Origin of the sequence: Bacillus sp. P14.5 (assembly GCF_003316765.1) — a bacterium.
GTDB lineage: Bacteria > Bacillota > Bacilli > Bacillales > Bacillaceae_B > Rossellomorea.
The window spans coordinates 94,737-118,575 of record NZ_NIJF01000095.1; the positions used below are offsets into that span (position 1 = coordinate 94,737).

The window sequence follows — 23,839 nt, forward strand, 5'->3', positions numbered from 1 at the left end:
TCATTTAAAACACTGCATACTATGACCTATTTTAAAGTAAATCAGATGTAAACCGTGCCTGTTTTTTGTAGAATAAGGCTATGGGAAAAATTGAGGCTCAGGAGGGGAACCTGGTGGCAAAGCAGAAGAATGAACTGTGGGAATGGACCAAAGCATTATTGATTGCTGTCGGACTGGCTGCACTGATCCGTTACTTTTTATTTACGCCGATAGTGGTTGATGGTTTATCAATGATGCCTACATTACATAATGGGGACAGGATGATTGTAAATAAGTTGAGTTACAGCGTCGGACAACCGGATCGATTTGATATAATCGTTTTTCATGCTCCGGAACAAAAGGACTATATCAAACGTGTAATCGGGCTCCCTGGGGATACTGTCGAATATAAGGATGATGTACTTTATATTAACGGTGAAGCATATGACGAACCTTATTTGGAAGAATATAAGGAACAGATTGATGGCGGCCTTTTGACGGAAGATTTTACTTTAATAGAAAAAATCGGACAGGAAACGGTTCCGGAAAACACTCTGTTTGTTATGGGGGATAATCGCCGTTTCAGCAAAGACAGCCGGCATATAGGCGTCGTGGAAGTAGATGAAGTCATTGGCAGTACCAATGTCATTTATTGGCCAATCAAAGATATAGAACTCATAAAGTAAGGCTCTTTTCGTAAACTTTGTTGCTATTTGATGCTAATTCAAAAAATAACCCTATTACGGAGATAAAATCTGGTAGCACCGAAAAAAAGAGCTTCTCTTCCCCGTTTAGAGTTAAAACTCTTAGTATCCAGGGAAAATCCGGCTCTTGGGATTTTTTCGAAAGCAACAATATATACGAAAACAGCCTAAAGTAAGAAAACAGAAACTTTATTTGGAGGTGACAATATGACCATTCAATGGTTTCCAGGACATATGGCAAAGGCAAGGAGACAGGTAACCGAGAAATTGAAACTTGTGGATATCATCATTGAACTTGTCGATGCGCGCATTCCTATCTCATCCAGAAACCCGATGATCGACGAAGTTGTCCAGCATAAGCCCCGTCTTGTCCTTTTAAACAAGGCAGACATGGCCGACAGGGCACTTACAGATCAGTGGATAAGGTATTTCTCAGATAGAGGCATCAAAGCCCTTGCCGTGAATGCCCAGGGAGGGACCGGCTTAGGAGAAATTGTAAAAGCAGCAAAAGAGATTTTAAGTGAAAAGTTCGACCGGATGAAGTCAAAAGGGATGAAACCGAGAGCGATCAGGGCAATGATCGTCGGTATTCCGAACGTAGGAAAATCCACTTTGATCAACAGGCTCGCTAAGAAGAACATTGCGAAAACAGGCAATACGCCTGGTGTAACAAAAGCACAGCAATGGATAAAGGTCGGCAAGGAAATGGAACTGCTCGATACACCCGGGATCCTTTGGCCGAAGTTTGAAGATCAGGAAGTCGGTTATAAGCTGGCTTTGACTGGTGCAATTAAGGATACCATTCTTAACCTCCAGGATATTGCCATATACGGGCTGCGTTACTTAGAAAAACATTACCCAAGGCGTTTGGAAGAGCGCTACGGCATCGATGAGTTTCCTGAAGAAATCGTAGAAGTTTTTGATAAAATCGGCATCCAGAGAGGGTGCCTGATTGCAGGTGGCGGAGTGGACTACGACAAGACCTCCGACCTTATCGTACGGGATATCAGAAGTGAGAGACTTGGAAAAATAACCTTTGATCTTCCTGAAGATTTTAGTGAAGAACAACAATAAAACGAAGCTGATTCCATAGGTGTTTTTTACCCTTATAGAGTCAGCTTGTTTATTTTTTCACAGTCCTGCCGATAAAAAGAAGGACCATACATAGACAGCAAACAGGAGTGCATATATGACGAAAAACTATACAATAGCCGAAGCGGAGAAAATTCTTACAGAAATTACAGATGAAAAAAACGAACTCTTTCAATCATTCATTAATGATGAGAGAAAAGGTGTCCAAAAGCTCATCGCTAAATGGCGCAGCGAGCGGAAGCAAGAGGCGGACTTGGAGGAGCAATTTAACCTTATGAGTTCTTTTGAAAACGAATTGAAGTTCAAGGGTTTTCAGTATATCGCGGGAATTGATGAAGTGGGAAGAGGACCTCTGGCAGGCCCGGTTGTCGCAGCTGCTGTCATCCTTCCGCTGGATTTTCGATTGCTGGGGATAAATGATTCCAAGAAGCTGTCCGAAAGACAGAGAAACTCATTTTATGAGCTAATTACAGAAAAGGCGATTGCCTGGGGGACAGGAATTATATCTTCAGAAGAAATCGACAGGCTGAATATCTACCAGGCTTCAAAGAAAGCCATGATTACAGCCGTCAATGGGCTGGGTGTGAATCCGGATCATCTGTTAATTGATGCAATGGAACTGGGAACACCTTTCCCTGAAATATCTTTAGTCAAAGGAGATGCCCGCAGCATTTCTATCGCTGCTGCCTCTATTGTCGCAAAGGTGACGAGGGACAGGATGATGGAAAAGTATGCACAGGATTACCCGGGGTATGGATTCCGAAAGAATATGGGGTATGGAACTAAGGAGCACTTGGAAGGCTTGAACCAGCATGGTCCGTGTCCAATCCATCGCAGTTCTTTTGCGCCGGTAAAAGAACTTATGTTGAAGTAAAGAAGGTGGCGTTATGCTGGAACGCGGAGTACAAAGCAGCTCATTTCAAGCTCAGAAATCTCACTATCCATCCAAATTGAATGATGGACAGGTAATATACGCGAAAATTAATAAGGTGTTGCCTGAAGGGATGGCGGAAATCAATTATAAGGGGCAGAAGATGATCGCGAAATTGGAAGCCCCGCTTGTCGCAGGAAACCATTATATTTTTCAAACAGAGCTCGGGGATGAAGGCGTTCTTAATTTGAAGGTGATATCAACTCTCCAGGGTGAAGTGAAAAGTTCATTCTCAGACATTGCTGAAAAGCTGATGAGCGATCTTCAGCTTCCAAAAGGGGGAAATATCAAGGAATTGGTTACTCTCATGGTCAAGAACTCCCTTCCTTTCTCAAAAGGTGAATTGATCAGGATGAATGCACTGCTGGCTGATTCATCGGACAAGCAGGAAGGGATTCAAACTCTTTTGAAGCTGAAGGGTGCCGGCCTGACCATTACCCGGCCTCTATATCTTTCACATTTATATGGAAAAAACATGGAATCGGTATCAGAGCTATTGAACAGACTTGAAGCGGCTTTAAAGAAAAACACTTCATTGCCGGTGGAGAGCAAGGGGATTTTCAAAGTTCTCACAGAAGTGAAAGAAAGTGAAAACACCAAGCTATTTCAGAAAGTTGTTAAAAACACTTTTAGCCTGGTAATGGATAATAGAGAAGATCTGACAACGCGTTCATCGGCTCTCAAGCTTCTTCAAATGTTGGGGGTTGTATCGGAGTCCGTTTCTTTGGAGAGGGCAGCATCCTTATCGGGAGAAACCTCTAAGCCTTCAGGTCAAGCCGGTCAAGGTGGTATCGCTGGAGGGGCTGCCCCGATTAAGGATAAGCTGGTCGTTTTGTCTGAACTATTATCAAAAATGAAGTCACCCGATGAAAAGGGCCAGCTTCTGTTCAAGGAAGTCCAGAGTGTTTTGAAAAGCATGGAAACCGGAGGAAGGGATTCCCAGGAGCTAATAAAAACAGGGGCAGAATTAATCAGGCGGGGAGAAGCAGTGTTTTCGGAAAAAGGAATGACTCAATTGACGGATACGGAAAAATTCAACCTTAATAATGGTATCCATTCAAGGAAAGAACAGCAAGGATTAAATCGTTTTTTGAGCATGATTGAGCAGCTGAATCAGAACCGCCCCCCGGAACAGCCGGCAATGAAACTGCTTCAAAAGATGATGGTGATTGATGAAGGAAATGCTGCCAGGATCCATATAGAAAGTCTGCCGGAAATAATTAAGGATCTCATTTCAAAGCTGGGATTGAACCAAGAGGCAAAGCTTGCTGCAGGATTTGCCGGGGAGCGGTCCCTGAACGACTCACTGAAACCGTCTTTAATTGCCCTTTTGAAAGACCTTCCTCAAGGGGAGACGAGGGATGCGGCTGAAAGGCTCCTGTATAAGCTGAACGGCCACGCTGTCCTATCTGGGGAGAACGGGCCCCTGCAGCATGTAGTTTACCAGCTGCCGCTATCCTGGCTCAACCAAAGAACAGACCTGACCATGCAATGGACTGGAAGGAAGACCGATAAAGGGAAGATTGATTCTGAATATTGCCGTGTATTATTCTATCTCGAATTGAAAAGTATCAAAGAGGTCATCGTCGATATGACAGTCCAAAACAGGTCCATAACGTTAAATATTTACAATGATACCCCTAAGTTAAAGGAATTATCAGGACCGTTTTCATTAAATATGAAGGAGGGCCTTGAAAAGCTTGGCTATAAATTATCCTCCGTCAATTTCAAGGAATCTGGAACTTCCGCACCAGTTAAGGAAAGGTACCGGGAACTGGCGGGGGAAGTTCCCTATTCTGGAGTGGATCTTAAAATATGAAAAAAATTAATGAGAATAAGAGAAAGCAAGCGGTAGCGCTTCAGTATGCGGCAGACAAACAGCAGGCACCCAAGGTCGTTGCCAAGGGAAAGGGATTGATTGCAGACAATATTCTTGATAGGGCCAAAGAGTATGAAATCCCAGTACAGGAGGACCCTGCCCTTGTTGAATTGCTGGGAAGTCTCGATATTAATGAATCCATTCCTGAGGAACTTTATCAAGCGGTGGCAGAAGTGTTTGCTTTTCTGTACAGAGTCGACAAGGAAGCTGGAAGAAGCTGAAGCGTATTGAAAACTTCAGCGTTCTTTTCGCAAAGATTGTCTCTGATGAGAATTAATGGATTTCCGCTCCAGGCGTACGACTCCGCGGGGCGGGCGGTGAGCCTCCTCGGCTGCGCCTGCGGGGTCTCCCCTGTCCCGCTAGTCCCGCAGGAGATCGTACGCCTTCCGCTCCAATCCTCCTACATGAAGGGCAATTAAGGTAAAATCGCATTTTAAGCAAAATTGAAAAGCCTTATTAAATAGATGGTATCAGCATTTAGAGTTGCTTTCGGAATATGTTGAGGGCAGGTTCCTTCCCGTATACAGAGATTTCTCTCTCTATACGGGGGAACAGCTCTTTTCTTCTTGATTACCATAATATTTCCTGTGAATAATGGCGTTAGCTTACCAAGTTAATATTAAATAGCAACAAAGTTTACGAAAACAGCCTTATTAAATGATTGTAAGACTATAAAAAAGATAGTTTTTAATTAGGCTCTTGATGGATTAAGGTGCCGGATGCTGAGATTCCGGTTGGAGAATTGTTTAGAAATTATTTTATTAAGATAACGTTTTCAAGTAATAAAGGTGAAAAAGAGTACCCTTTTTCTCTCTTTATATTTCAGAATTTTAAAATTAATATAATATTTTGTGCATATATGTAGACATCTAATCTTTCATTTTATACAATGAAAGCGCAGTCTATTTTTGAAAGAGTTTGATAGGAGGATGGAAAATGAATATCCATGAATATCAAGGTAAAGAAATCCTCAGAAATAATGGGGTACCCGTACCTAATGGTAAAGTGGCTTTTACTCCGGATGAAGCGGTAGAAGCAGCAAAAACATTGGAATCAAGCGTTTATGTTGTTAAAGCACAGATTCATGCAGGCGGCCGCGGGAAAGCGGGCGGAGTTAAAATCGCAAAGAGTATTGACGAAGTACGTACATATGCCGAAGAACTGCTGGGAAAAACGTTAGTGACCCACCAAACAGGCCCGGAAGGAAAGGAAGTTAAGCGCTTACTTGTCGAAGAAGGCTGTGACATCAAGAAGGAATACTATGTCGGGCTTGTCCTTGACAGAGCAACTTCCCAAGTGGTCCTGATGGCTTCTGAAGAAGGCGGAACCGAGATCGAGGAAGTGGCTGAGGCTACTCCTGAAAAAATCTTCAAAGAATATATCGACCCTGTTGTCGGCCTTACTGGATTCCAGGCGCGCCGGATCGCGTTCAATATCAACATCCCTAAAGAACTTGTCAATAAAGCGGCTAAGTTCATGCTTGGACTTTATAATGTATACGTCCAAAAGGATGCTTCAATCGTTGAAATTAATCCTTTGGTTGTGACAGGTGATGGAAATGTCATGGCATTGGATGCGAAGTTCAACTTTGATTCAAATGCCCTGTATCGTCAGAAAAGCGTCATAGAACTTCGTGACCTTGAAGAAGAAGATCAAAAAGAAATCGAAGCTTCTAAATATGATTTGAGCTATATCTCCCTTGAAGGAAATATCGGCTGCATGGTCAATGGCGCAGGCCTTGCGATGGCTACAATGGACATCGTCAAGCATTATGGCGGCGATCCCGCGAACTTCCTTGATGTTGGGGGCGGTGCAACAGCTGAGAAAGTTACGGAAGCATTCAAAATCATCCTTTCAGATGAAAATGTAAAAGGCATCTTCGTCAATATCTTCGGCGGTATCATGAAGTGTGACATCATTGCGGAAGGTGTAGTTGAAGCGGCTAAACAAGTGGAGCTTAAGGTTCCTTTGGTAGTCCGTCTTGAAGGTACGAATGTTGACCTAGGGAAGAAAATCCTTAATGAGTCAGGCTTGAATATCATTTCCGCTGAATCCATGGCGGACGGCGCACAAAAAATTGTTGAGCAAGTAGGATAAGAAAGGCGGAGGACTAATGAGCGTATTTATTAATAAAGATACAAAAGTTATTGTTCAAGGTATTACTGGTTCGACTGCTCTTTTCCATACAAAGCAAATGCTTGAATACGGTACACAAATCGTTGCTGGTGTGACACCAGGAAAAGGCGGAACCGAAGTTGAAGGAGTTCCTGTATTCAATACAGTTGAGGAAGCTAAGAGAGAAACTGGCGCTAATGCTTCAGTTATCTATGTCCCTGCTCCATTCGCAGCGGATGCGATTTTGGAAGCTGTAGATGCTGAATTGGATCTTGCCATCTGTATCACAGAGCATATCCCTGTGCTTGATATGGTAAAAGTGAAACGCTACATGGAGGGCAAAAAGACTCGTCTTGTAGGTCCTAACTGTCCTGGCGTCATCACTCCGGATGAGTGCAAGATCGGCATCATGCCTGGTTATATCCATACCAAAGGCCATGTGGGTGTTGTTTCGCGTTCTGGTACTTTGACTTATGAAGCTGTTCACCAATTGTCACAGGAAGGAATCGGCCAATCTACAGCTGTAGGTATCGGCGGAGACCCTGTAAACGGCACAGATTTCATCGATGTTTTGAAAGCCTTCAATGAAGATCAAGACACTTACGCTGTCATAATGATCGGGGAGATCGGCGGTACTGCTGAGGAAGAAGCAGCAGAATGGGTGAAAGCCAATATGACTAAGCCTGTAGTCGGCTTCATTGGCGGACGTACTGCACCTCCAGGGAAACGAATGGGCCATGCAGGTGCCATTATTTCCGGAGGCAAGGGTACTGCAGACGAGAAAATTCGTGTTATGAATGAGTGTGGAATTGAAGTAGCTCCGACACCATCTGACATGGGTGAAACACTTATCAAGGTCCTTAAAGATAAAGGCATCTACGATAGCTGCAAAACTCATTAATATAGTAGAAACTGGACTGAATAGGGTGCACACAGCCATTCTATTCAGTCCTTTTTTAAAAACCATCCTTTAACTATCATGGCGGGCAAGCTGTAAAAAAAGTTATTGTTCAGGAGAAAGTTCCGGCTAGCATGTTTTTATAAACCCTGAGTCCTTTTTAAATAGGCTCATTTCGTTAACTTTGTTACTGGTAAATATGAATCCTGGAAAATAACTCCATAGTTCACCAGAAACATCATTGTAATCAAGAAAAAAGAGGTCCTCCCTGCGATTAGAGAGAAATACTCAGTATCTCGAGGAAAATCCGTCTATTGAAATTTTCGAAAACAGCTATGTAGGAAGCTGAAGAAATAAATTAACCAGGAGGTAAAAATGAATAAAGACAGGAACATCTTCTTTACCCTTCAGCACTGTGACAGCATAGGCTGGAAGTCGATACACCTGCTTATGAAGTCAACACCCTCTCCTTGCGAAATCCTCAACCTGACACCAGGCGACCTGCGCAGTATCCTTCCAATTCCCGCCAGTAAAGTCAACGCATTTTATCATCAATTTCACTCATTTGACCCCTTACCGGTATTGAAGAATTATAAAGAACGAAATATTGAGTTTCTGACAATTCTTGATGAGGAGTATCCTCCTTTGCTGAAAAATATTTACGATCCGCCGTGGGTATTGTTTTATTCAGGAAAGCCCGACTTGCTGAAAAGAGACAGAAAAATTGCCATTGTTGGTTCCAGGAAAGCAGATGAATACACTTCTGACTCTTTAAAGTTCCTGCTTCCTCAATTGGTGAAAGAAGAATTTGTTATTGTCAGCGGCCTGGCTGCTGGAGCAGATGAAATTGCACACAGGGAAGCAATTGAATTACAAGGTGAAACAATAGCGGTAATTGGCGGGGGGATGGATCATATCTATCCTGCTAGAAATCGAAAGCTGGCTGAATGGATGATGGCAAATCAGCTTGTCGTTTCCGAATATCCCCCTGACACCCGGCCTCAGCGCTGGCATTTCCCGATGAGGAATCGCATCATCAGCGGCTTGACTCAAGCTGTCCTTGTTACCCAGGCAAACAGAAAGAGCGGTTCACTGATTACCGCAGAATACAGCCTAAATGAAGGGCGGGATGTCTTTGCGCTTCCCGGCAGATTGGATTCAGCCCTGTCAGAGGGAAGCAACCTCCTGATTCAGCAAGGAGCAAAGCTGATTACTTCCTCTGAAGACATTGTTTCCGAATTCACGTATAAATCATATAAAAACATATAAACTTTAGAAAGATACGCTGTTCTTTACATATCTGTCTTCCTGGCATAGAATGGTTCAACGGACGATAAAGAAGAAGCAGGTTAAAAGAATAGTATTAAAACTGCTGATTTTTTGAAAATTACCCTTAAATATGTATAAAATGTAGAAAAAGGTTGCATTTCTTCTCAATCTGTTATACATTTTGCAACAGATATAATACAAAAAAGCAGTTTCTTTTTGTTAGAGCTGTTGGAAACGTTTCCTCGGCTCTATTAGTTACTATAAAATAACCAGAAGATAGCTGATTTCGTAAAAGAAACGTAACTAAGCTATTAAATACAATATTCTTAACTAAGGCTGGCTGGTGAAGGTAAGAATGAAGCTCTCAGCAAGCTGATTTCCTTGTAGTCCAAGCCTTTCACGGGTGAGTGGGACACTTGTTTTTTTCAGGTCCCGGTTGCTTGCAAGTATTTATGAAGACAAAGATCTTTAAAATTAGAATGAAAAATAAACGATTTCCCTCTTTAAGGAGGCAATTTAATGTCAGATTATCTAGTGATTGTTGAGTCGCCGGCAAAGGCGAAAACAATCGAGAAATATTTAGGAAAGAAATATAAGGTCCGTGCTTCTATGGGCCATGTGCGCGACTTGCCTAAAAGCCAAATGGGTGTGGATGTGGATGATGGATTTAATCCAAAATATATTACGATTCGCGGAAAAGGACCCGTATTGAAGGAATTGAAAACAGCTGCTAAAAAAGCTAAAAAAATATATCTCGCAGCTGACCCCGACAGAGAAGGAGAAGCGATAGCCTGGCACCTGGCCCACAGTCTCGATATGGATGTCCATTCTGAGTGCAGGGTCGTCTTCAATGAAATTACGAAGGATGCCATAAAGGAATCCTTCAAGCACCCGCGTGCCATAAATATGGATTTGGTCGATGCCCAGCAGGCAAGAAGGATTTTGGACAGGCTCGTTGGTTATAACATCTCCCCCTTGCTTTGGAAAAAGGTCAAGAAAGGGCTTAGTGCCGGCAGGGTTCAATCAGTAGCTGTAAGACTGATCATTGACCGCGAAAAAGAAATTAAAGAGTTCATCCCGGAAGAATACTGGACCATCCATGCTGAATTTAACAAAGGGAAGAGTTCTTTTCAAGGAGCCTTTTATGGGTTGGACGGAAACAAGCTGGACCTGAAAACTGAAAAAGAAGTAAAGGATGTTCTAAAAAAGATTAAAGGTGATTCATTTGAAATCAAGAAAGTCACCAAGAAAGAAAGAAAACGTAATCCTGCTGCCCCGTTCACAACATCGTCCTTACAGCAAGAAGCTGCACGGAAATTAAATTTCAGGGCTAAGAAAACGATGATGCTCGCTCAGCAGCTATACGAAGGAATTGAGATCGGCAAAGAGGGTACTGTGGGTCTCATCACATATATGAGAACAGATTCTACCCGGATTTCTGAGGTGGCTCAGAAAGAAGCATCAGAGTATATCACTGGAAAATATGGCAGTGAGTTCATCAAGAGCCAGGAGAGAAAAGAGAAAAAGGGACAAAAATCACAAGATGCCCATGAAGCAGTACGTCCTACTTCGACACTAAGAGATCCCGCTTCCATGAAAGAGTACCTATCCAGAGATCAATTGAGGCTTTATAAGCTGATATGGGAACGATTTGTTGCAAGTCAGATGGCTTCAGCAATTATGGATACAATGAGCGTGGATATTGTAAATGGAGAAGTGGTTTTCCGTGCCAACGGATCTAAAGTTAAATTTCCGGGATTCATGAAAGTGTATGTAGAGGGAACAGATGACGGAAAAGAAGAGAAGGAGAACATGCTGCCTGCACTAGAGGAAGGGGACATTGTCAACTACAAAGACATTGATCCTAAGCAGCACTTCACTCAGCCACCGCCAAGATACACTGAAGCAAGGCTTGTCCGGACATTGGAAGAGCTTGGCATAGGCCGTCCTTCAACGTATGCGCCGACATTGGATACCATTCAAAGGAGAGGCTATGTCAGCCTCGACAACAAACGCTTTATTCCAACTGAGCTTGGAGGAATCGTCTCTGAACTTGTTTCAGAGTTCTTCCCGGATATCATCGATGTTGAATTCACTGCCAATATGGAACGGGATCTGGATTATGTTGAAGATGGTAAAGAAAGATGGGTCAACATTATTGATCAATTCTATAAAGGATTTGAAAAACATCTGGAAAAAGCGGAAGAAGAGATGGAGAAAGTAGAAATTAAAGATGAACCTGCAGGCGAGGATTGTGAAAACTGCGGACATCCAATGGTGTACAAAATGGGACGCTATGGAAAGTTCATGGCTTGCAGCAACTTTCCTGACTGTCGAAATACAAAAGCAATTGTGAAAGAAATCGGTGTCAAGTGCCCTGAGTGTGAAGAGGGGAATATCATCGAAAGAAAGAGTAAAAAGAAGCGGATCTTCTACGGATGTGATCAATATCCTAAGTGTGAATTCCTGTCTTGGGACAAACCGATTGACAGAAAATGCCCTAAATGCGAACATCTCTTAATAGAGAAAAAGCTGAAAAAGGGTGTTCAGGTGCAATGTTCCACGTGTGATTATAAAGAAGAAACACAGCAATAAAGGAACCGATGGTGAGCTGACAAGGCTCACTTTTTCCTTTTGTATAATTATATGGTATCTTTAAGGTTGATGATTGTGAAAACGACAGGGATAGAAACGATTATGCATCAATAAAAGAGAATTCCCGTATAATGACCCTCTTTTCGTAAACTTTGTTGCTAATTTATATGAACCTCATATGGTAACGCCAATATTCAAGTGAATATTCTGGTAGGCAAGAAAAAAGCTACTCGACCATTTAGAGAGGAAAACCTTAGTCTCCGTAGGAGATTCTTGCTTTAGAAATTTTCCGGAAGCAAAAATTAGTGAGATAACTGACTATTTTTTGGTATCTTTCTAAAAGGTCTTACTTTATAATGTGTTTTTACCTTAGCCCCCTTTTACGTAGGAGGATTGGAGCGGAAGGCGTACGATCTCCTGCGGGACTAGCGGGACAGGTGAGACCCCGCAGCCGAGGAGGCTCACCTGTCCCGCCTGAAGCGGAAATCCATTACTTCTCAATAGTGAAAATCTTTACGAAAGAGAGTTTTATAAATACAAGCAGCAGTAAATGAATGAGCACTAACGGTAAAATGGACACTCATTAGAAACAATTCAGAACTTTGTGAAATATTTGTAAACTCCATTGCGCCGGCTACTAAATTATGTTACTATTTAGTAGCCTTTTGTGAGGTGATTAACATGTTGGAAAATGCAAACCAATATCTGAATAACTTTATTACATATTTACAGATAGAAAAAAACTATTCAGAGTTTACCGTTACTTTTTATAAGGATGATATCAGGGAATTTTTCCTTTTTATGAATGAACAGAACTTACACGCTTTATCAGAAATAGAGTATTTTGATGCCCGTTTATTTTTGACGGGCCTGCACGAAAGGAACTTTGCAAGAGCTTCAATCTCCAGGAAGATTTCAAGTTTGAGAAGCTTTTTCCGGTTTTTGAATAGGGAAGGGACTCTCACCGAGAATCCCTTTGCTTTAGTAAGCAGTCCGAAATCTGAAAAAAGGCTTCCTAAATTCTTTTATGAAGAAGAGATGGAAACCCTTTTCAGAGCCTGTGAGGGCGAAGAGCCCTTACAGGTCCGGAACAGGGCAATGTTTGAGTTGTTTTATGCTACTGGAATCAGGGTAAGTGAATGTGCAGGTCTTCGAATGAAGGATATAGATTTTTCATTGTCTACCATCCTAGTGAATGGGAAGGGCAGCAAGGAGAGATATGTTCCATTCGGAACTTACGCGCATGAAGAACTGGAAATGTACATAAATATATCTCGCGGACAGCTGATGAAGAACGAGGAGCACGAATATGTCTTTGTGAACTACAAAGGGGGCCCTTTGACAGCAAGGGGAATCAGGCATGTGCTGAATGGTATCGTTAAAAAGGCATCCTTGACTGCGAAAATTCATCCCCATATGCTCAGGCATACGTTTGCAACCCATTTACTTAATAATGGAGCAGACATGCGTACTGTACAAGAACTGCTTGGACACGAAAATTTATCATCTACTCAAATTTATACGCATGTAACGAAAGATCATCTTAGAAAGACTTACTTGAATCACCATCCACGTGCTTAGTTGAAAAGGAGGTACATTATATTGGGCAATTTTCATGCAACCACGATATTTGCTGTAAGGCATAAAGGTGAATGTGCCATGTCGGGGGACGGACAGGTGACATTCGGAAATGCAGTAGTAATGAAACACACGGCAAAGAAAGTCAGGAAGCTGTTTAATGGAAAAGTGGTAGCGGGATTTGCAGGTTCCGTCGCTGACGCTTTCACTTTATTTGAAATGTTTGAAGGGAAGCTGCAGGAGTTCAATGGAAATCTTCAAAGAGCCGCAGTGGAACTTGCTAAGCAGTGGAGAAGCGATAAGGTGCTTCGCAAACTTGAGGCCATGTTGATTGTCATGAATGATGAAGACTTGCTTTTAATATCAGGAACAGGGGAAGTAATTGAACCTGATGACGGCATATTGGCAATTGGTTCAGGCGGTAATTATGCTTTGGCAGCTGGTCGCGCGCTGAAGAATATGAGCGGTGAACAATTGAATGCGGAACAAATTGCGAAAGCAGCATTGGAAGTCGCTGCTGATATCTGTGTTTATACCAATACTAATATTATTGTAGAAAAACTGTAATTCTTTCTCAAACATGATAATAAAGTCAATGCCCCGGCTTGTTCCGGGACCAATATGCACCTCATGCAGAAAAGGGATGAATCGGCACTCATCTCTGGTAAAGCTTTATCTTGCATGAGAACAAAGCGTTGAATCAGCTTACTTCAGGACAGACGAATAATGAACCTCACCCAACAAAGGAGTGTTTCTCTTGAAAAAACAAGCCAATCAATTGACCCCCAGACAGATTGTAGAACGACTGGATCAATATATTGTAGGGCAGGGCGAAGCGAAAAAGGCAGTAGCTGTTGCACTAAGGAATCGATATAGAAGAAGTTTACTCGCTGAAGGCATCAAGGATGAAGTTGTCCCAAAGAATATCTTAATGATGGGTCCGACAGGTGTAGGAAAAACGGAAATTGCCCGAAGGATGGCCAAACTTGTAGGTGCTCCATTCCTGAAGGTCGAGGCCACCAAGTTTACAGAAGTCGGTTATGTCGGCAGGGATGTTGAATCAATGGTGAGAGATTTGGTGGAAACTTCCGTCAGACTGGTTAAAGAAGAAAAGATGGCTGACGTAAAAGAAGCGGCAGAAGAGAATGCAAACCGCCGTTTGGTGGAGCTGCTGGTTCCTTCGAAAAAGAAAAACAGTAATTACAAAAATCCTTTTGAAATGATTTTTGGAGGTAATCAAGGCGGTCAGCAGCACCAGGAGGATGAAGAGCAAAAAGAAGAGACATCTATCCACGAAAAGCGCAGGGTAATCTCGGAAAAACTGGCATTGGGTGAGCTTGAAGAAGAGGTTATTACCGTAGAAATTGAAGAGCAGCAGGCCTCCATGTTCGATATGCTTCAAGGTTCGGGTATGGAACAGATGGGCATGAACATGCAGGATGCACTTGGCGGCCTCATGCCTAAGAAGAAGAAGAAACGCAAGATGAAGGTTAAAGAAGCCAGGCCGGTTTTAATCAATGAAGAGGCCCAGAAACTGATTGACTTGGATGAAGTGACACAGGAAGGCATCATCAGAGCTGAACAGACAGGAATCATCTTCATTGATGAAATAGATAAGATCGCAAGTAAAAACTCCAGCCAATCTTCCGGTGAGGTTTCGAGGGAAGGCGTTCAGCGTGACATCCTTCCAATTGTGGAAGGTTCTACAGTCGTTACAAAGCACGGATCAGTCAAGACGGATTATATGCTTTTCATTGCTGCTGGTGCTTTTCATACAGCCAAGCCATCAGACTTGATTCCGGAGCTGCAGGGACGTTTTCCAATCCGGGTGGAATTAAAGAAATTATCTGTTGAAGACTTTGTAAGGATACTCGTGGAGCCGGATAATGCTATTGTTAAACAATATATTGCTCTTTTGGAAACAGAAGGTATACAAATTGAATTTTCTGACGATGCTATTCGTAGGATGGCTGAAATCGCCTTTTCTGTTAATCAAAATACCGATAATATCGGTGCCCGGCGCCTGCATACAATCATGGAGAAACTGCTTGAGGACTTATCGTTTGAAGCTCCGGACATTACTATGGAGAAGATTACGATCACACCTTCTTATGTGGAGGATAAACTTGGTGCCATTTCCCAGGATAAGGATCTGAGCCAATTCATTCTATAAGTTTGCGGTACATCCGCGGAGGGTAAAAAATACAGTAAAAGAATTATGTCACACCCTGTTTAAACTAACGACTACACCAGTCAAATATGGATTTAATTATATAAATATAGAAACTACACAGTTGCACTAGGAGGAAATGAAATGAATTTATTAAGTAAAACAAGAACAATCAATGCGATGCTGCAAAAAGCAGCAGGAAAACCGGTTAACTTTAAGGAAATGGCGGAAACTTTGAGTTCTGTCATCATTGCCAATGTCTTCGTGGTCAGCCGCCGCGGAAAACTTTTAGGATTTGCCGTGAATCAAAAGATTGAAAATGAAAGAATGAAGAAAATGCTTGAAGATCGTCAATTCCCAGAAGAGTACACAAACAGCCTGTTCAATATTCAGGAAACATCTTCTAACCTGGATATTGACAGCCAGTATACAGCTTTCCCTGTGGAGAACAGAGAGTTGTTTAATAACGGCCTGACTACCATCGTTCCGATCATCGGTGGGGGAGAGCGTCTTGGCACATTGATTCTTGCCCGTCTTGAGGACAGTTTTGATGATGATGACCTGATCCTCGGAGAATATGGCGCGACGGTTGTCGGGATGGAAATCTTGAGGGAGAAATCGGAAGAAATCGAAGTTGAAGCAAGAAGCAAAGCGGTTGTTCAAATGGCAATCAGTTCATTATCTTATAGTGAGCTTGAAGCAATCGAACATATCTTTGAAGAATTAGATGGCAATGAGGGTCTGCTCGTTGCTTCAAAAATTGCGGACAGAGTGGGAATCACCAGATCTGTAATTGTCAATGCGCTTCGTAAATTAGAGAGCGCAGGTGTAATTGAGTCCCGTTCCCTTGGGATGAAAGGTACGTACATTAAAGTCTTGAATGACAAGTTCCTAATCGAACTGGATAAATTAAAAACAAATTAATCAAAAAAGCCGCTGGTCCATTAGGACCAGCGGCTTTTTGATTTGAAAAATATTAGGAGATTAACAAGTTTAACATGAAAAAAGGGGTCTAAAGACCTAACAAGAATATCCGGCAAAGGGTTGTTTTTACAGACCTACATAGTAAAATAATAGTACATACAGTTTACGACATAATTCTACAATTTTAACAGAAAAGGCAAACTCTACTGAAAAGAGAGGACGCAAAGCCACGGGCCTAATGACAAACATGTTTATGGCAGCCGGGTTACCTAAGAGAGCAAGTGTCGATTTTTCTATGAAGCGATCTCTTAAGGGATCGCTTTATTTATAGCTTCTTCTAATGGATGCATTTTCCTATTTAAGTTGATGTAATAATTGGAAGGGTGGCCGGTGTGGAGTGTTTGTAATAATATTGTAATATTTTATGAGGATTTTATTTAAATTTTATATGAAAACAATGGAAATTAAGAGGGTCTAATGTATTGAATGCAACCAACATATATGTATTCTTTTTATAGAATACCCCTATTTATAATAAAATCATGATAAAAGTCCTTCTTAAAAATGATTAAGAAGTAGGAATAAAATTAACCGAATATTCATAGACACTCATTTTGCTTAATATTACAATAGGTAGTATGATTTCGTAAAAAATGTCAAAATCCTTTAATTTTTGACAAAATCCTGGTTAGAGGTGTAAAAAATGAATTTGTTTTCCAACACCATTCAATCTCTTGAAAATGGTTTGAATTATTCTTCGGCTAAGCAGAAGATGATTTCTCAAAATATTGCTAATGTTGATACGCCAAATTACAAAGCTCAAAGTGTCAGCTTTAAAGACCAATTGAGCCAATCTATTTCCTCTATGCAAGCTATCAGGACAAATCCAAAGCACTTTGAATTTTCAAGTGGGGGAGCGAATGGGTTTGCACTTAACGCCAAGCCTTTCCAATATAACCACAATGGCAACAGTGTGGATATCGATAAGGAAATGGCTGAAATGGCTAACAACCAAATCTACTTTAATGCATTGTCGGATCGCCTCAATGGTAAGTTCAATTCAATGAAGACTGTCATTTCGGGAGGTAAATAAGCATGTCTATATTTCATGGTATGAATACTACGGCTTCTGCTCTTGGCGCTCAAAGACTGAGAATGGATGTTATTTCCTCGAATATGGCCAACGCAGATACAACAAGAGGAAAACTGGTTGACGGTGAATGGCAGCCCTACAGACGGAAGTCGGTTGTCCTCCAGCCGAATGCCGGGAACTTTACTTCAATGCTGAATAAAGCTATGAATGTGAAAGACTCTCAGTCTCCTGGAAGTGGTGTCAGGGTGTCGGAAATAAAAGAGGATGAAGAGACACCGTTCAACCTGGTCTATGATCCTGAACATCCCGATGCGAATCAGGACGGTTATGTTCAGCTGCCTAATGTTGATCCTCTCAGAGAGATGATTGATCTCATTTCGGCTACAAGATCTTATGAAGCGAATGTTACGGCTTTTAATGCAAATAAATCAATGATGATGAAATCATTGGAAATAGGTAAATAAGGAGGAGACCGATGGCTATACATAATATATATTCTGCTGAACCTAACAGGATAGGTCCGTCGTTTGCTAAAAATATGGGGACGCCGGTTCAAAATCAGCAGAACTTTGCAGATTTCCTGAAAAAATCCATTGAAGAAGTAAATGCGAGCCAAAAAGAGTCAGACATGATGACTGAGAAATTAGTACGCGGTGAAAATGTAGACCTGCACCATGTGATGATCGCATCACAAAAAGCCAGTATCACAATGCAGACAACAATGGAAGTCAGAAATAAGGTTGTTGAAGCATATCAGGAAATCATGAGAATGCCTATGTAATGACGGTTATTATTGCCGGGTAAATCAGACAAAGTAACCGGGGGATTATGATGAATGACAATGTAAAAAAATATAAAGAACAATTAAATACTTTTTGGTCAACCAGAACGAAAAGGCAAAAGGGTATGTATGGAGCAGTGCTGCTGGTAATCGTGCTTGCTATCGCGATTACCGGATTCCTTTCCACAAGGACGAATCTAGTGCCGTTATACAGCAACCTGGCTCCCTCAGAAACTGGTGCAATCAAAGAAAACCTGGATGGGAGAGGCGTTGCTTCTGAGATTGCAGACGGCGGTTCTACCATCATGGTTCCAGCTGAGATGGTCGATACCTTGAAGGTCGAGCTTGCAGCTGAAGGAATTCCGAACTCAGGAAGCATCGATTATTCCTTCTTCAGTCAGAATGCTGGATTTGGTATGACAGACAATGAGTTCAATGTCATGAAGCTCGACGCCATGCAGACAGAGCTTGCCAACCTGATGAAAGGCATCGAAGGCGTCCAGGATGCCAACGTGATGATAACCCTGCCTGAAAAGGGCGTATTTATCAGTGAAGAGACAGAGCAGGCATCTGCTTCCATCGTCCTGAATACACAACCGGGCTTCAATTTTGATCAAAAGCAGATCAAATCCCTGCATCATCTTGTTTCTAAGAGCGTTCCTAATCTGCCTACCAGTAATATCGTCATCATGAATCAATTTTTTGAGTACTTTGAGCTGGAAAATGAAAATTCTTCCTTCGGTGGAAGCGTGGTCCAGCAAATGGATGTAAAAAACATGGTGGAAAAGGATATTCAGAAACAAGTACAAAGTATGCTGGGAACATTAATAGGATTCGATAAAGTCGTCGTCTCGGTAACCACTGATATTGACTTTACCCAGGAAAACAGGGAAGTAAACGAGGTTACGCCAGTTGATGAAGAAAATATGGAAGGAATCGCTGTAAGTGTCCAGAGAATCACAGAAACCTTCACTGGGAATGGAGCGGCAGCCGGTGGTGTTCCGGCTGCGGAAGATGCTGGTGACGGGTTGGGGACATACGTTGAAGGCGAGAACTCAGATGGAGATTACGAACGGATCGAGGAAACCATAAATAATGAGGTTAATAGAATCCGAAGAGAAATAGTGGAAAGTCCTTACAAGATCAGGGATATCGGTATCCAGGTCATGGTTGAGCCGCCGGATCCTGAAGATCCTAATTCTTTCCCTCAGGACAGACAGGAAGATATTTCTCAGATACTATCGACGATTGTCAGAACTTCAATTGACAAAGAGTCGGGCACGGAACTGACGCCTGAAGCCATTGAAGATAAAATTGTAGTCTCGGTTCAGCCTTTTAATGGAAAAATGGAATTCGGAAAGGAAACGCAGACTGCTTTGCCTTGGTGGACCTATGTTATTGGAGGAATCCTGCTTGCGGTTATCCTATTACTGATTTTCCTCATGGTAAGAAGGAAGAAAACCATTGTTGAGGAAGATGTCGTGTATCAGGAAGAGATCATGCAGCCAGTCAATATTCCGGATATAGGAACCGAGAAAGAGACTGAAGGTTCCGCAAGAAGAAAACAACTTGAAAAAATGGCCAGGGAAAAACCCGAAGAATTTGCAAAACTGCTAAGGTCTTGGCTGGCTGATGAATAGGAGGAAGCAAAATGGCTAAACAACGCGAAAAAGAATTGACAGGCAAACAGAAAGCGGCCGTTCTCCTTATCTCACTTGGCCCTGATGTATCGGCATCTGTATATAAACACCTATCAGAAGAAGAAATAGAAAAGTTAACATTAGAGATTTCTGGTGTTAAAAAGGTAGAGACTGTTGCGAAGGAAGAAGTTCTGGAGGAATTCCACAACATTGCCCTTGCACAGGATTATATTTCACAAGGCGGTATCGGATACGCCAAAACAGTGCTGGAGAAAGCGTTGGGGAATGAACAGGCGTCGGCCATTATTAACAGGCTGACATCTTCTCTGCAAGTTAAGCCGTTTGATTTTGCAAGAAGAGCGGATGCCTCCCAAATTCTGAACTTTATTCAAAATGAGCACCCACAAACCATTGCGTTGATTCTTTCTTATTTGAATCCACAGCAGGCCGGGCAAATCCTTTCTGAATTATCACAGGAAGTGCAGGCTGATATTGCGAGGCGTATAGCTCTTATGGACGGGACTTCTCCTGAAGTAATAAGTGAAGTCGAAGCAATCCTTGAAAGAAAGCTCTCGACAACTGTTACTCAAGATTACTCACAGACTGGAGGAGTAGAAGCAGTCGTTGAGGTGCTGAATGGTGTTGACAGATCTACCGAAAAGACCATCCTGGATGCATTGGAAATTCAAGACCCTGAACTGGCTGAAGAAATCAAGAAGAGGATGTTTGTCTTTGAAGACATTGTCACTCTCGATAACCGTTCCATCCAAAGGGTCATCCGGGACAGTGAAAATGAAGATCTGCTCTTGTCTCTTAAAGTCTCAAGTGATGAAGTCAAGGATATCGTTTTCCGGAATATGTCCACTAGAATGGTAGATTCTTTTAAAGAAGAAATGGAATTCATGGGTCCTGTAAGGCTGCGTGACGTGGAAGAGGCACAATCCAGAATCGTAAGTGTGATTAGAAGGCTTGAAGACGCTGGTGAAATTATTATAGCCCGCGGCGGAGGAGACGATATTATTGTCTAGAGTCATCAAGTATACAGAGTCTCCTGATATCCAGGCACGGAAAGCAAAGGTCATTTCTGTAAGGAATATTCTGGGGGCAGGTATCGAAAAAGGCGAAGGAAAAGTGCTGGAGAATCACATTGGTCTCCTTGAAAGAGAAAAACTAATAGAGTCTGCAAAAAAGGAAGCCCAAATTATATTGGAGTCGGCAAGAAATGAAGCTGAAAGAATGAAACAGGAAGTATCTTCTTTAAGGGCCGAATGGGACCAGGAGAAAGAGCTTCTGCAGCAGGATGCATATGAGCAAGCTTTTTTGCAGGGACTCGATGAGGGAAGACGCCAGGGAAGTGAAGAATATAAGCAGCAAATCGACGCAGCGGTCGATGTAGTATCCAAGGCTAAAGAGGATTACCATCATCATATTGCCAAAGCAGAGAGAGTCATTCTGGAACTGGGGATGAAAACTGCAGAGAGAGTCATTGGGAGAAAAGTGGAAGAAGAACCGGAAATATTTTTGGATATCGTCAAAAGAGGTATTAAGGAGGTGCGTGACCTGCCTGAAGTGAAGGTACATGTCAATCCTGCTAATTACAAGCTGCTTAGCGATAATCAAGAAGAAATCCAATCGATGTTTCCTGTTCTTCGCAAGCTTCTTTTGTACCCGGATGACGAGCTCAGCCAACTGGAATGCTTCATAGAAACGGAAGAAGGCAGAGTCATAGCCAGCGTAGACAGCCAGATGCGGGAAATAAAAATAAACTTGTTGAGATATTAGAGGGTGAAATTGAATGAAAGCAGCTGAACTTTTAGAGTATATTCCTTCATTACACTCCTTCAAGAAGTTTGGAAAAGTAAAAAGGGTAGTGGGCTTGATGATCGAATCACAAGGTCCAAAAAGTTCAATTGGAGATATGTGTTTGATACATCTTGCTGAATCTACAAGGAAAATACAGGCGGAAGTAGTAGGATTCAAAGAAGAGACTGTCATTTTGATGCCTTATTCCGGTATTAATGAAATCTCTCCTGGAAGTCTTGTGGAAGCGACTTCCAATCCGCTTACAATCAAGGTTGGTCATTCTTTAATCGGGAAGGTTGTTGATTCACTGGGAAACCCTTTAGATGGAGAGCCTCTCCCTAAGGGTTTGACGCGTACTTTCACAGAACAAGAGCCCCCTAGTCCGCTGAGCCGGCCTCCCATCAATGAAAGAATTGAAGTGGGAGTCAGAGCCATTGACAGCATGCTGACAGTAGGGAAAGGACAGAGGGTCGGGATTTTTGCAGGAAGTGGTGTCGGCAAAAGCACCCTCCTCGGAATGATTGCCAGGAATACAACAGCAGATCTGAATGTCATCGCTCTTATTGGAGAGCGTGGGCGAGAGGTGAGGGAGTTCATTGAAAGAGATCTCGGAGAGGAAGGGCTTAAGCGGTCGATAGTGGTTGCCGCTACATCTGACCAGCCTGCCTTAATGAGGATCAAAGGGGCATTCACTGCAACGGCCATAGCCGAATATTTCCGCGATAAGGGAATGAATGTCATGCTGATGATGGATTCGGTTACGCGTGTCGCTATGGCTCAAAGGGAAATAGGGCTTGCAGTTGGAGAGCCCCCTGCCACAAAAGGATATACACCTTCTGTTTTTGCGATTTTACCCAAGCTGCTCGAAAGGACAGGCACGAACCAGAATGGAACCATTACCGCATTTTATACTGTTTTGGTTGACGGAGATGATATGAACGAACCGATTGCCGATACTACAAGAGGGATCCTGGATGGGCATATCGTCCTTGATCGGAACATTGCCAATAAAGGGCAGTTTCCTGCGATAAATGTCCTGAAAAGTGTCAGCAGGCTGATGAATCACTTGGCACCTGAACAACACCTGAAGGCAGCTGAAAAAGTCAGGGGTCTTATGAGTACATATAGTAATTCTGAAGACCTGATTAACATAGGTGCCTATAAAAGAGGAACTTCACAGGAAATTGATATGGCCATTGCTTATCAGCCTCAGATTCTCTCATTCCTAAAGCAGGGAACCGGGGAAAGAGTGACCATGGATGAAAGTGTCAACGCTCTGACGGACCTTGCAGAAAAAGGGGAGTGGAATGGATGACCTATACGTTTAAGTTTGAAAAAATCCTCACTCTAAAGGAAAGAGAAAAAGAGGAAGTCAGGGAATCTTACCGTGCAGCAGTAGAAAAATTCGAAGATATCGCTCAGAAGCTTTATGAACTATTAAGGAAGAAAGAGGACTTGGAAAGTTTCCAAAATGAAAGGCTGGTAAGCGGTTTGTCCGTGCAGGATATCCGGCATAATCAGAACTTCATCACAAATATCGAAAAAACAATAGAGTATTACCAAGGTCTGGTCATCCAGGCGAGGAACAGGATGAACTGGCATGAACAAAAGCTCTCAGAGATGAATGTGGAAGTGAAGAAGTACGAAAAAATCAAAGAGAACGATTTTAATAAGTATAAAGAATTCCTGCACTCTTCTGAAAGCAAAGTACTAGATGAATTGGCAGTCATGCAGTTTACGAATAAGAGAAATTAGGTGATGACATGGGGAAAGTAGCAGGGAAGAATAGAAACGAAAAACAAACAGCCCCTTTCAGTGGATTTTGTTTGCAGGTATCATTCCTCTTCTGTTTGCCGTGGTAATAGCCTTGCTGATAATGACGGTATTAGGTATCAATGTGTTTGAAAAAGCAAAAGAGGCAGGAGAAAACATCCCCATTGTTTCATCTGTCATACCAACAGACGCCAAAGAAGAAGCGGCGAAGCTGGAAGAAAGAGTACTCTCTCTGCAATCTAAAATCGAAAGTCAGGATTCAGAAATAACCAGCCTTAAAAGCAAAATTGATTCACAGGAAAGTGAAAAAGACCGTTTGCTGGCGGAGCAAGAACAACTTCAAGGGCAGATTGAGGAATTAGAGCAGATCCGTGAGGAAAACAAGCGGGCCTTTAAAGAGGTGATTTCTACCTTTGAATCCATGTCAGCCAAAAGTGCAGCACCTGTTTTGCTGAATATGGAAAATGAGGAAGCCGTAAAAATCTTATCGAACATCAAGCCTGATACACTTGCTGAAATTCTTGAAAAAATGCCTCCTGCCGATGCGGCTGAATATACAGAATTACTTTCAGCGAATATAGATCAGGAATCTTAATGAATTTTGTTTGAAAGGAG

At 42.3% G+C, this 23,839-nt stretch carries 22 protein-coding genes and 1 riboswitch; all 22 genes read left to right on the top strand.

Going from position 1 to position 23,839, the window contains the following annotated elements; all coding sequences use genetic code 11:
• Positions 1–113 precede the first annotated feature (113 nt).
• The 22 genes from lepB to B9Z54_RS18640 all read left to right on the top strand — a co-directional run bounded on the left by lepB (position 114) and on the right by B9Z54_RS18640 (position 23,819).
• The gene (gene lepB, locus B9Z54_RS18535) at positions 114–665 is read left to right on the top strand and encodes a signal peptidase I (protein WP_113929874.1); all 552 of its coding nucleotides are present in this window, start codon (positions 114–116) and stop codon (positions 663–665) included.
• Between the two features lie 225 nt (positions 666–890).
• On the top strand, positions 891–1,757 hold the full coding sequence (gene ylqF, locus B9Z54_RS18540) for a ribosome biogenesis GTPase YlqF (protein WP_113929875.1): 867 nt from the start codon (positions 891–893) through the stop codon (positions 1,755–1,757).
• A gap of 115 nt (positions 1,758–1,872) precedes the next feature.
• Positions 1,873–2,649 carry a ribonuclease HII gene (locus B9Z54_RS18545; protein WP_113929876.1) on the top strand — a complete coding sequence of 259 codons (777 nt, stop codon included), beginning with the start codon at positions 1,873–1,875 and terminating at the stop codon, positions 2,647–2,649.
• A gap of 13 nt (positions 2,650–2,662) precedes the next feature.
• Positions 2,663–4,525: a hypothetical protein gene (locus tag B9Z54_RS18550; protein WP_113929877.1), complete on the top strand. Its 1,863-nt coding sequence runs from the start codon at positions 2,663–2,665 to the stop codon at positions 4,523–4,525.
• A complete protein-coding gene (locus B9Z54_RS18555) occupies positions 4,522–4,806 on the top strand; it encodes an EscU/YscU/HrcU family type III secretion system export apparatus switch protein (protein WP_113929878.1) in 285 nt (94 codons plus the stop codon). Before B9Z54_RS18550 ends, B9Z54_RS18555 begins: the two co-directional genes overlap by 4 nt.
• A gap of 715 nt (positions 4,807–5,521) precedes the next feature.
• On the top strand, positions 5,522–6,682 hold the full coding sequence (gene sucC / locus B9Z54_RS18560; RefSeq protein WP_113929879.1) for an ADP-forming succinate--CoA ligase subunit beta: 1,161 nt from the start codon (positions 5,522–5,524) through the stop codon (positions 6,680–6,682).
• A gap of 16 nt (positions 6,683–6,698) precedes the next feature.
• Positions 6,699–7,601 carry a succinate--CoA ligase subunit alpha gene (sucD, locus tag B9Z54_RS18565; protein ID WP_113929880.1) on the top strand — a complete coding sequence of 301 codons (903 nt, stop codon included), beginning with the start codon at positions 6,699–6,701 and terminating at the stop codon, positions 7,599–7,601.
• A gap of 372 nt (positions 7,602–7,973) precedes the next feature.
• Positions 7,974–8,867, top strand: a complete 894-nt coding sequence (dprA, locus tag B9Z54_RS18570; RefSeq protein WP_113929881.1) for a DNA-processing protein DprA — start codon at positions 7,974–7,976, stop codon at positions 8,865–8,867.
• 519 nt (positions 8,868–9,386) lie between these two features.
• Entirely contained in the window at positions 9,387–11,462 is a 2,076-nt protein-coding gene (topA, locus tag B9Z54_RS18575) for a type I DNA topoisomerase (protein ID WP_113929882.1), read from the top strand.
• Between the two features lie 681 nt (positions 11,463–12,143).
• Positions 12,144–13,043, top strand: a complete 900-nt coding sequence (xerC, locus tag B9Z54_RS18580; protein WP_113929883.1) for a tyrosine recombinase XerC — start codon at positions 12,144–12,146, stop codon at positions 13,041–13,043.
• 21 nt (positions 13,044–13,064) lie between these two features.
• A complete protein-coding gene (gene hslV / locus B9Z54_RS18585; RefSeq protein WP_113929884.1) occupies positions 13,065–13,607 on the top strand; it encodes an ATP-dependent protease subunit HslV in 543 nt (180 codons plus the stop codon).
• Between the two features lie 211 nt (positions 13,608–13,818).
• A complete protein-coding gene (hslU, locus tag B9Z54_RS18590) occupies positions 13,819–15,213 on the top strand; it encodes an HslU--HslV peptidase ATPase subunit (protein ID WP_187444330.1) in 1,395 nt (464 codons plus the stop codon).
• A 141-nt stretch (positions 15,214–15,354) separates the two neighbouring features.
• The gene (gene codY / locus B9Z54_RS18595) at positions 15,355–16,134 is read left to right on the top strand and encodes a GTP-sensing pleiotropic transcriptional regulator CodY (protein WP_113929886.1); all 780 of its coding nucleotides are present in this window, start codon (positions 15,355–15,357) and stop codon (positions 16,132–16,134) included.
• Positions 16,135–16,319: 185 nt separating this feature from the next.
• Positions 16,320–16,407, top strand: a riboswitch (cyclic di-GMP riboswitch).
• 430 nt (positions 16,408–16,837) lie between these two features.
• Positions 16,838–17,227: a flagellar basal body rod protein FlgB gene (gene flgB / locus B9Z54_RS18600; RefSeq protein ID WP_113929887.1), complete on the top strand. Its 390-nt coding sequence runs from the start codon at positions 16,838–16,840 to the stop codon at positions 17,225–17,227.
• A 2-nt stretch (positions 17,228–17,229) separates the two neighbouring features.
• Entirely contained in the window at positions 17,230–17,691 is a 462-nt protein-coding gene (gene flgC / locus B9Z54_RS18605) for a flagellar basal body rod protein FlgC (protein WP_113929888.1), read from the top strand.
• A gap of 11 nt (positions 17,692–17,702) precedes the next feature.
• Complete coding sequence (gene fliE, locus B9Z54_RS18610; RefSeq protein WP_113929889.1) at positions 17,703–18,008, top strand: flagellar hook-basal body complex protein FliE; 306 nt, start codon at positions 17,703–17,705, stop codon at positions 18,006–18,008.
• Between the two features lie 50 nt (positions 18,009–18,058).
• Complete coding sequence (fliF, locus tag B9Z54_RS18615) at positions 18,059–19,648, top strand: flagellar basal-body MS-ring/collar protein FliF (protein ID WP_113929890.1); 1,590 nt, start codon at positions 18,059–18,061, stop codon at positions 19,646–19,648.
• Positions 19,649–19,659: 11 nt separating this feature from the next.
• A complete protein-coding gene (gene fliG, locus B9Z54_RS18620; protein WP_113929891.1) occupies positions 19,660–20,676 on the top strand; it encodes a flagellar motor switch protein FliG in 1,017 nt (338 codons plus the stop codon).
• Positions 20,669–21,430 carry a flagellar assembly protein FliH gene (gene fliH / locus B9Z54_RS18625; protein ID WP_162785286.1) on the top strand — a complete coding sequence of 254 codons (762 nt, stop codon included), beginning with the start codon at positions 20,669–20,671 and terminating at the stop codon, positions 21,428–21,430. Before fliG ends, fliH begins: the two co-directional genes overlap by 8 nt.
• Before the next feature lie 13 nt (positions 21,431–21,443).
• A complete protein-coding gene (gene fliI, locus B9Z54_RS18630; RefSeq protein ID WP_113929893.1) occupies positions 21,444–22,766 on the top strand; it encodes a flagellar protein export ATPase FliI in 1,323 nt (440 codons plus the stop codon).
• On the top strand, positions 22,763–23,206 hold the full coding sequence (fliJ, locus tag B9Z54_RS18635; RefSeq protein WP_113929894.1) for a flagellar export protein FliJ: 444 nt from the start codon (positions 22,763–22,765) through the stop codon (positions 23,204–23,206). Before fliI ends, fliJ begins: the two co-directional genes overlap by 4 nt.
• A gap of 67 nt (positions 23,207–23,273) precedes the next feature.
• On the top strand, positions 23,274–23,819 hold the full coding sequence (locus B9Z54_RS18640; protein WP_240190003.1) for a MotE family protein: 546 nt from the start codon (positions 23,274–23,276) through the stop codon (positions 23,817–23,819).
• Positions 23,820–23,839: the final 20 nt, after the last annotated feature.

Excerpts from the sequence above, each read along its gene's own strand:
- B9Z54_RS18550 (WP_113929877.1), top strand. The coding sequence starts at position 2,663 with ATGCTGGAACGCGGAGTACAAAGCAGCTCATTTCAAGCTCAGAAATCT.
- topA (WP_113929882.1), top strand. The coding sequence starts at position 9,387 with ATGTCAGATTATCTAGTGATTGTTGAGTCGCCGGCAAAGGCGAAAACA.
- fliF (WP_113929890.1), top strand. The coding sequence starts at position 18,059 with ATGAATGACAATGTAAAAAAATATAAAGAACAATTAAATACTTTTTGG.
- B9Z54_RS18555 (WP_113929878.1), top strand. The coding sequence starts at position 4,522 with ATGAAAAAAATTAATGAGAATAAGAGAAAGCAAGCGGTAGCGCTTCAG.
- ylqF (WP_113929875.1), top strand. The coding sequence starts at position 891 with ATGACCATTCAATGGTTTCCAGGACATATGGCAAAGGCAAGGAGACAG.
- fliI (WP_113929893.1), top strand. The coding sequence starts at position 21,444 with ATGAAAGCAGCTGAACTTTTAGAGTATATTCCTTCATTACACTCCTTC.
- dprA (WP_113929881.1), top strand. The coding sequence starts at position 7,974 with ATGAATAAAGACAGGAACATCTTCTTTACCCTTCAGCACTGTGACAGC.
- fliG (WP_113929891.1), top strand. The coding sequence starts at position 19,660 with ATGGCTAAACAACGCGAAAAAGAATTGACAGGCAAACAGAAAGCGGCC.
- sucC (WP_113929879.1), top strand. The coding sequence starts at position 5,522 with ATGAATATCCATGAATATCAAGGTAAAGAAATCCTCAGAAATAATGGG.
- fliJ (WP_113929894.1), top strand. The coding sequence starts at position 22,763 with ATGACCTATACGTTTAAGTTTGAAAAAATCCTCACTCTAAAGGAAAGA.
- flgB (WP_113929887.1), top strand. The coding sequence starts at position 16,838 with ATGAATTTGTTTTCCAACACCATTCAATCTCTTGAAAATGGTTTGAAT.
- B9Z54_RS18545 (WP_113929876.1), top strand. The coding sequence starts at position 1,873 with ATGACGAAAAACTATACAATAGCCGAAGCGGAGAAAATTCTTACAGAA.
- fliE (WP_113929889.1), top strand. The coding sequence starts at position 17,703 with ATGGCTATACATAATATATATTCTGCTGAACCTAACAGGATAGGTCCG.
- xerC (WP_113929883.1), top strand. The coding sequence starts at position 12,144 with ATGTTGGAAAATGCAAACCAATATCTGAATAACTTTATTACATATTTA.
- flgC (WP_113929888.1), top strand. The coding sequence starts at position 17,230 with ATGTCTATATTTCATGGTATGAATACTACGGCTTCTGCTCTTGGCGCT.
- codY (WP_113929886.1), top strand. The coding sequence starts at position 15,355 with ATGAATTTATTAAGTAAAACAAGAACAATCAATGCGATGCTGCAAAAA.
- sucD (WP_113929880.1), top strand. The coding sequence starts at position 6,699 with ATGAGCGTATTTATTAATAAAGATACAAAAGTTATTGTTCAAGGTATT.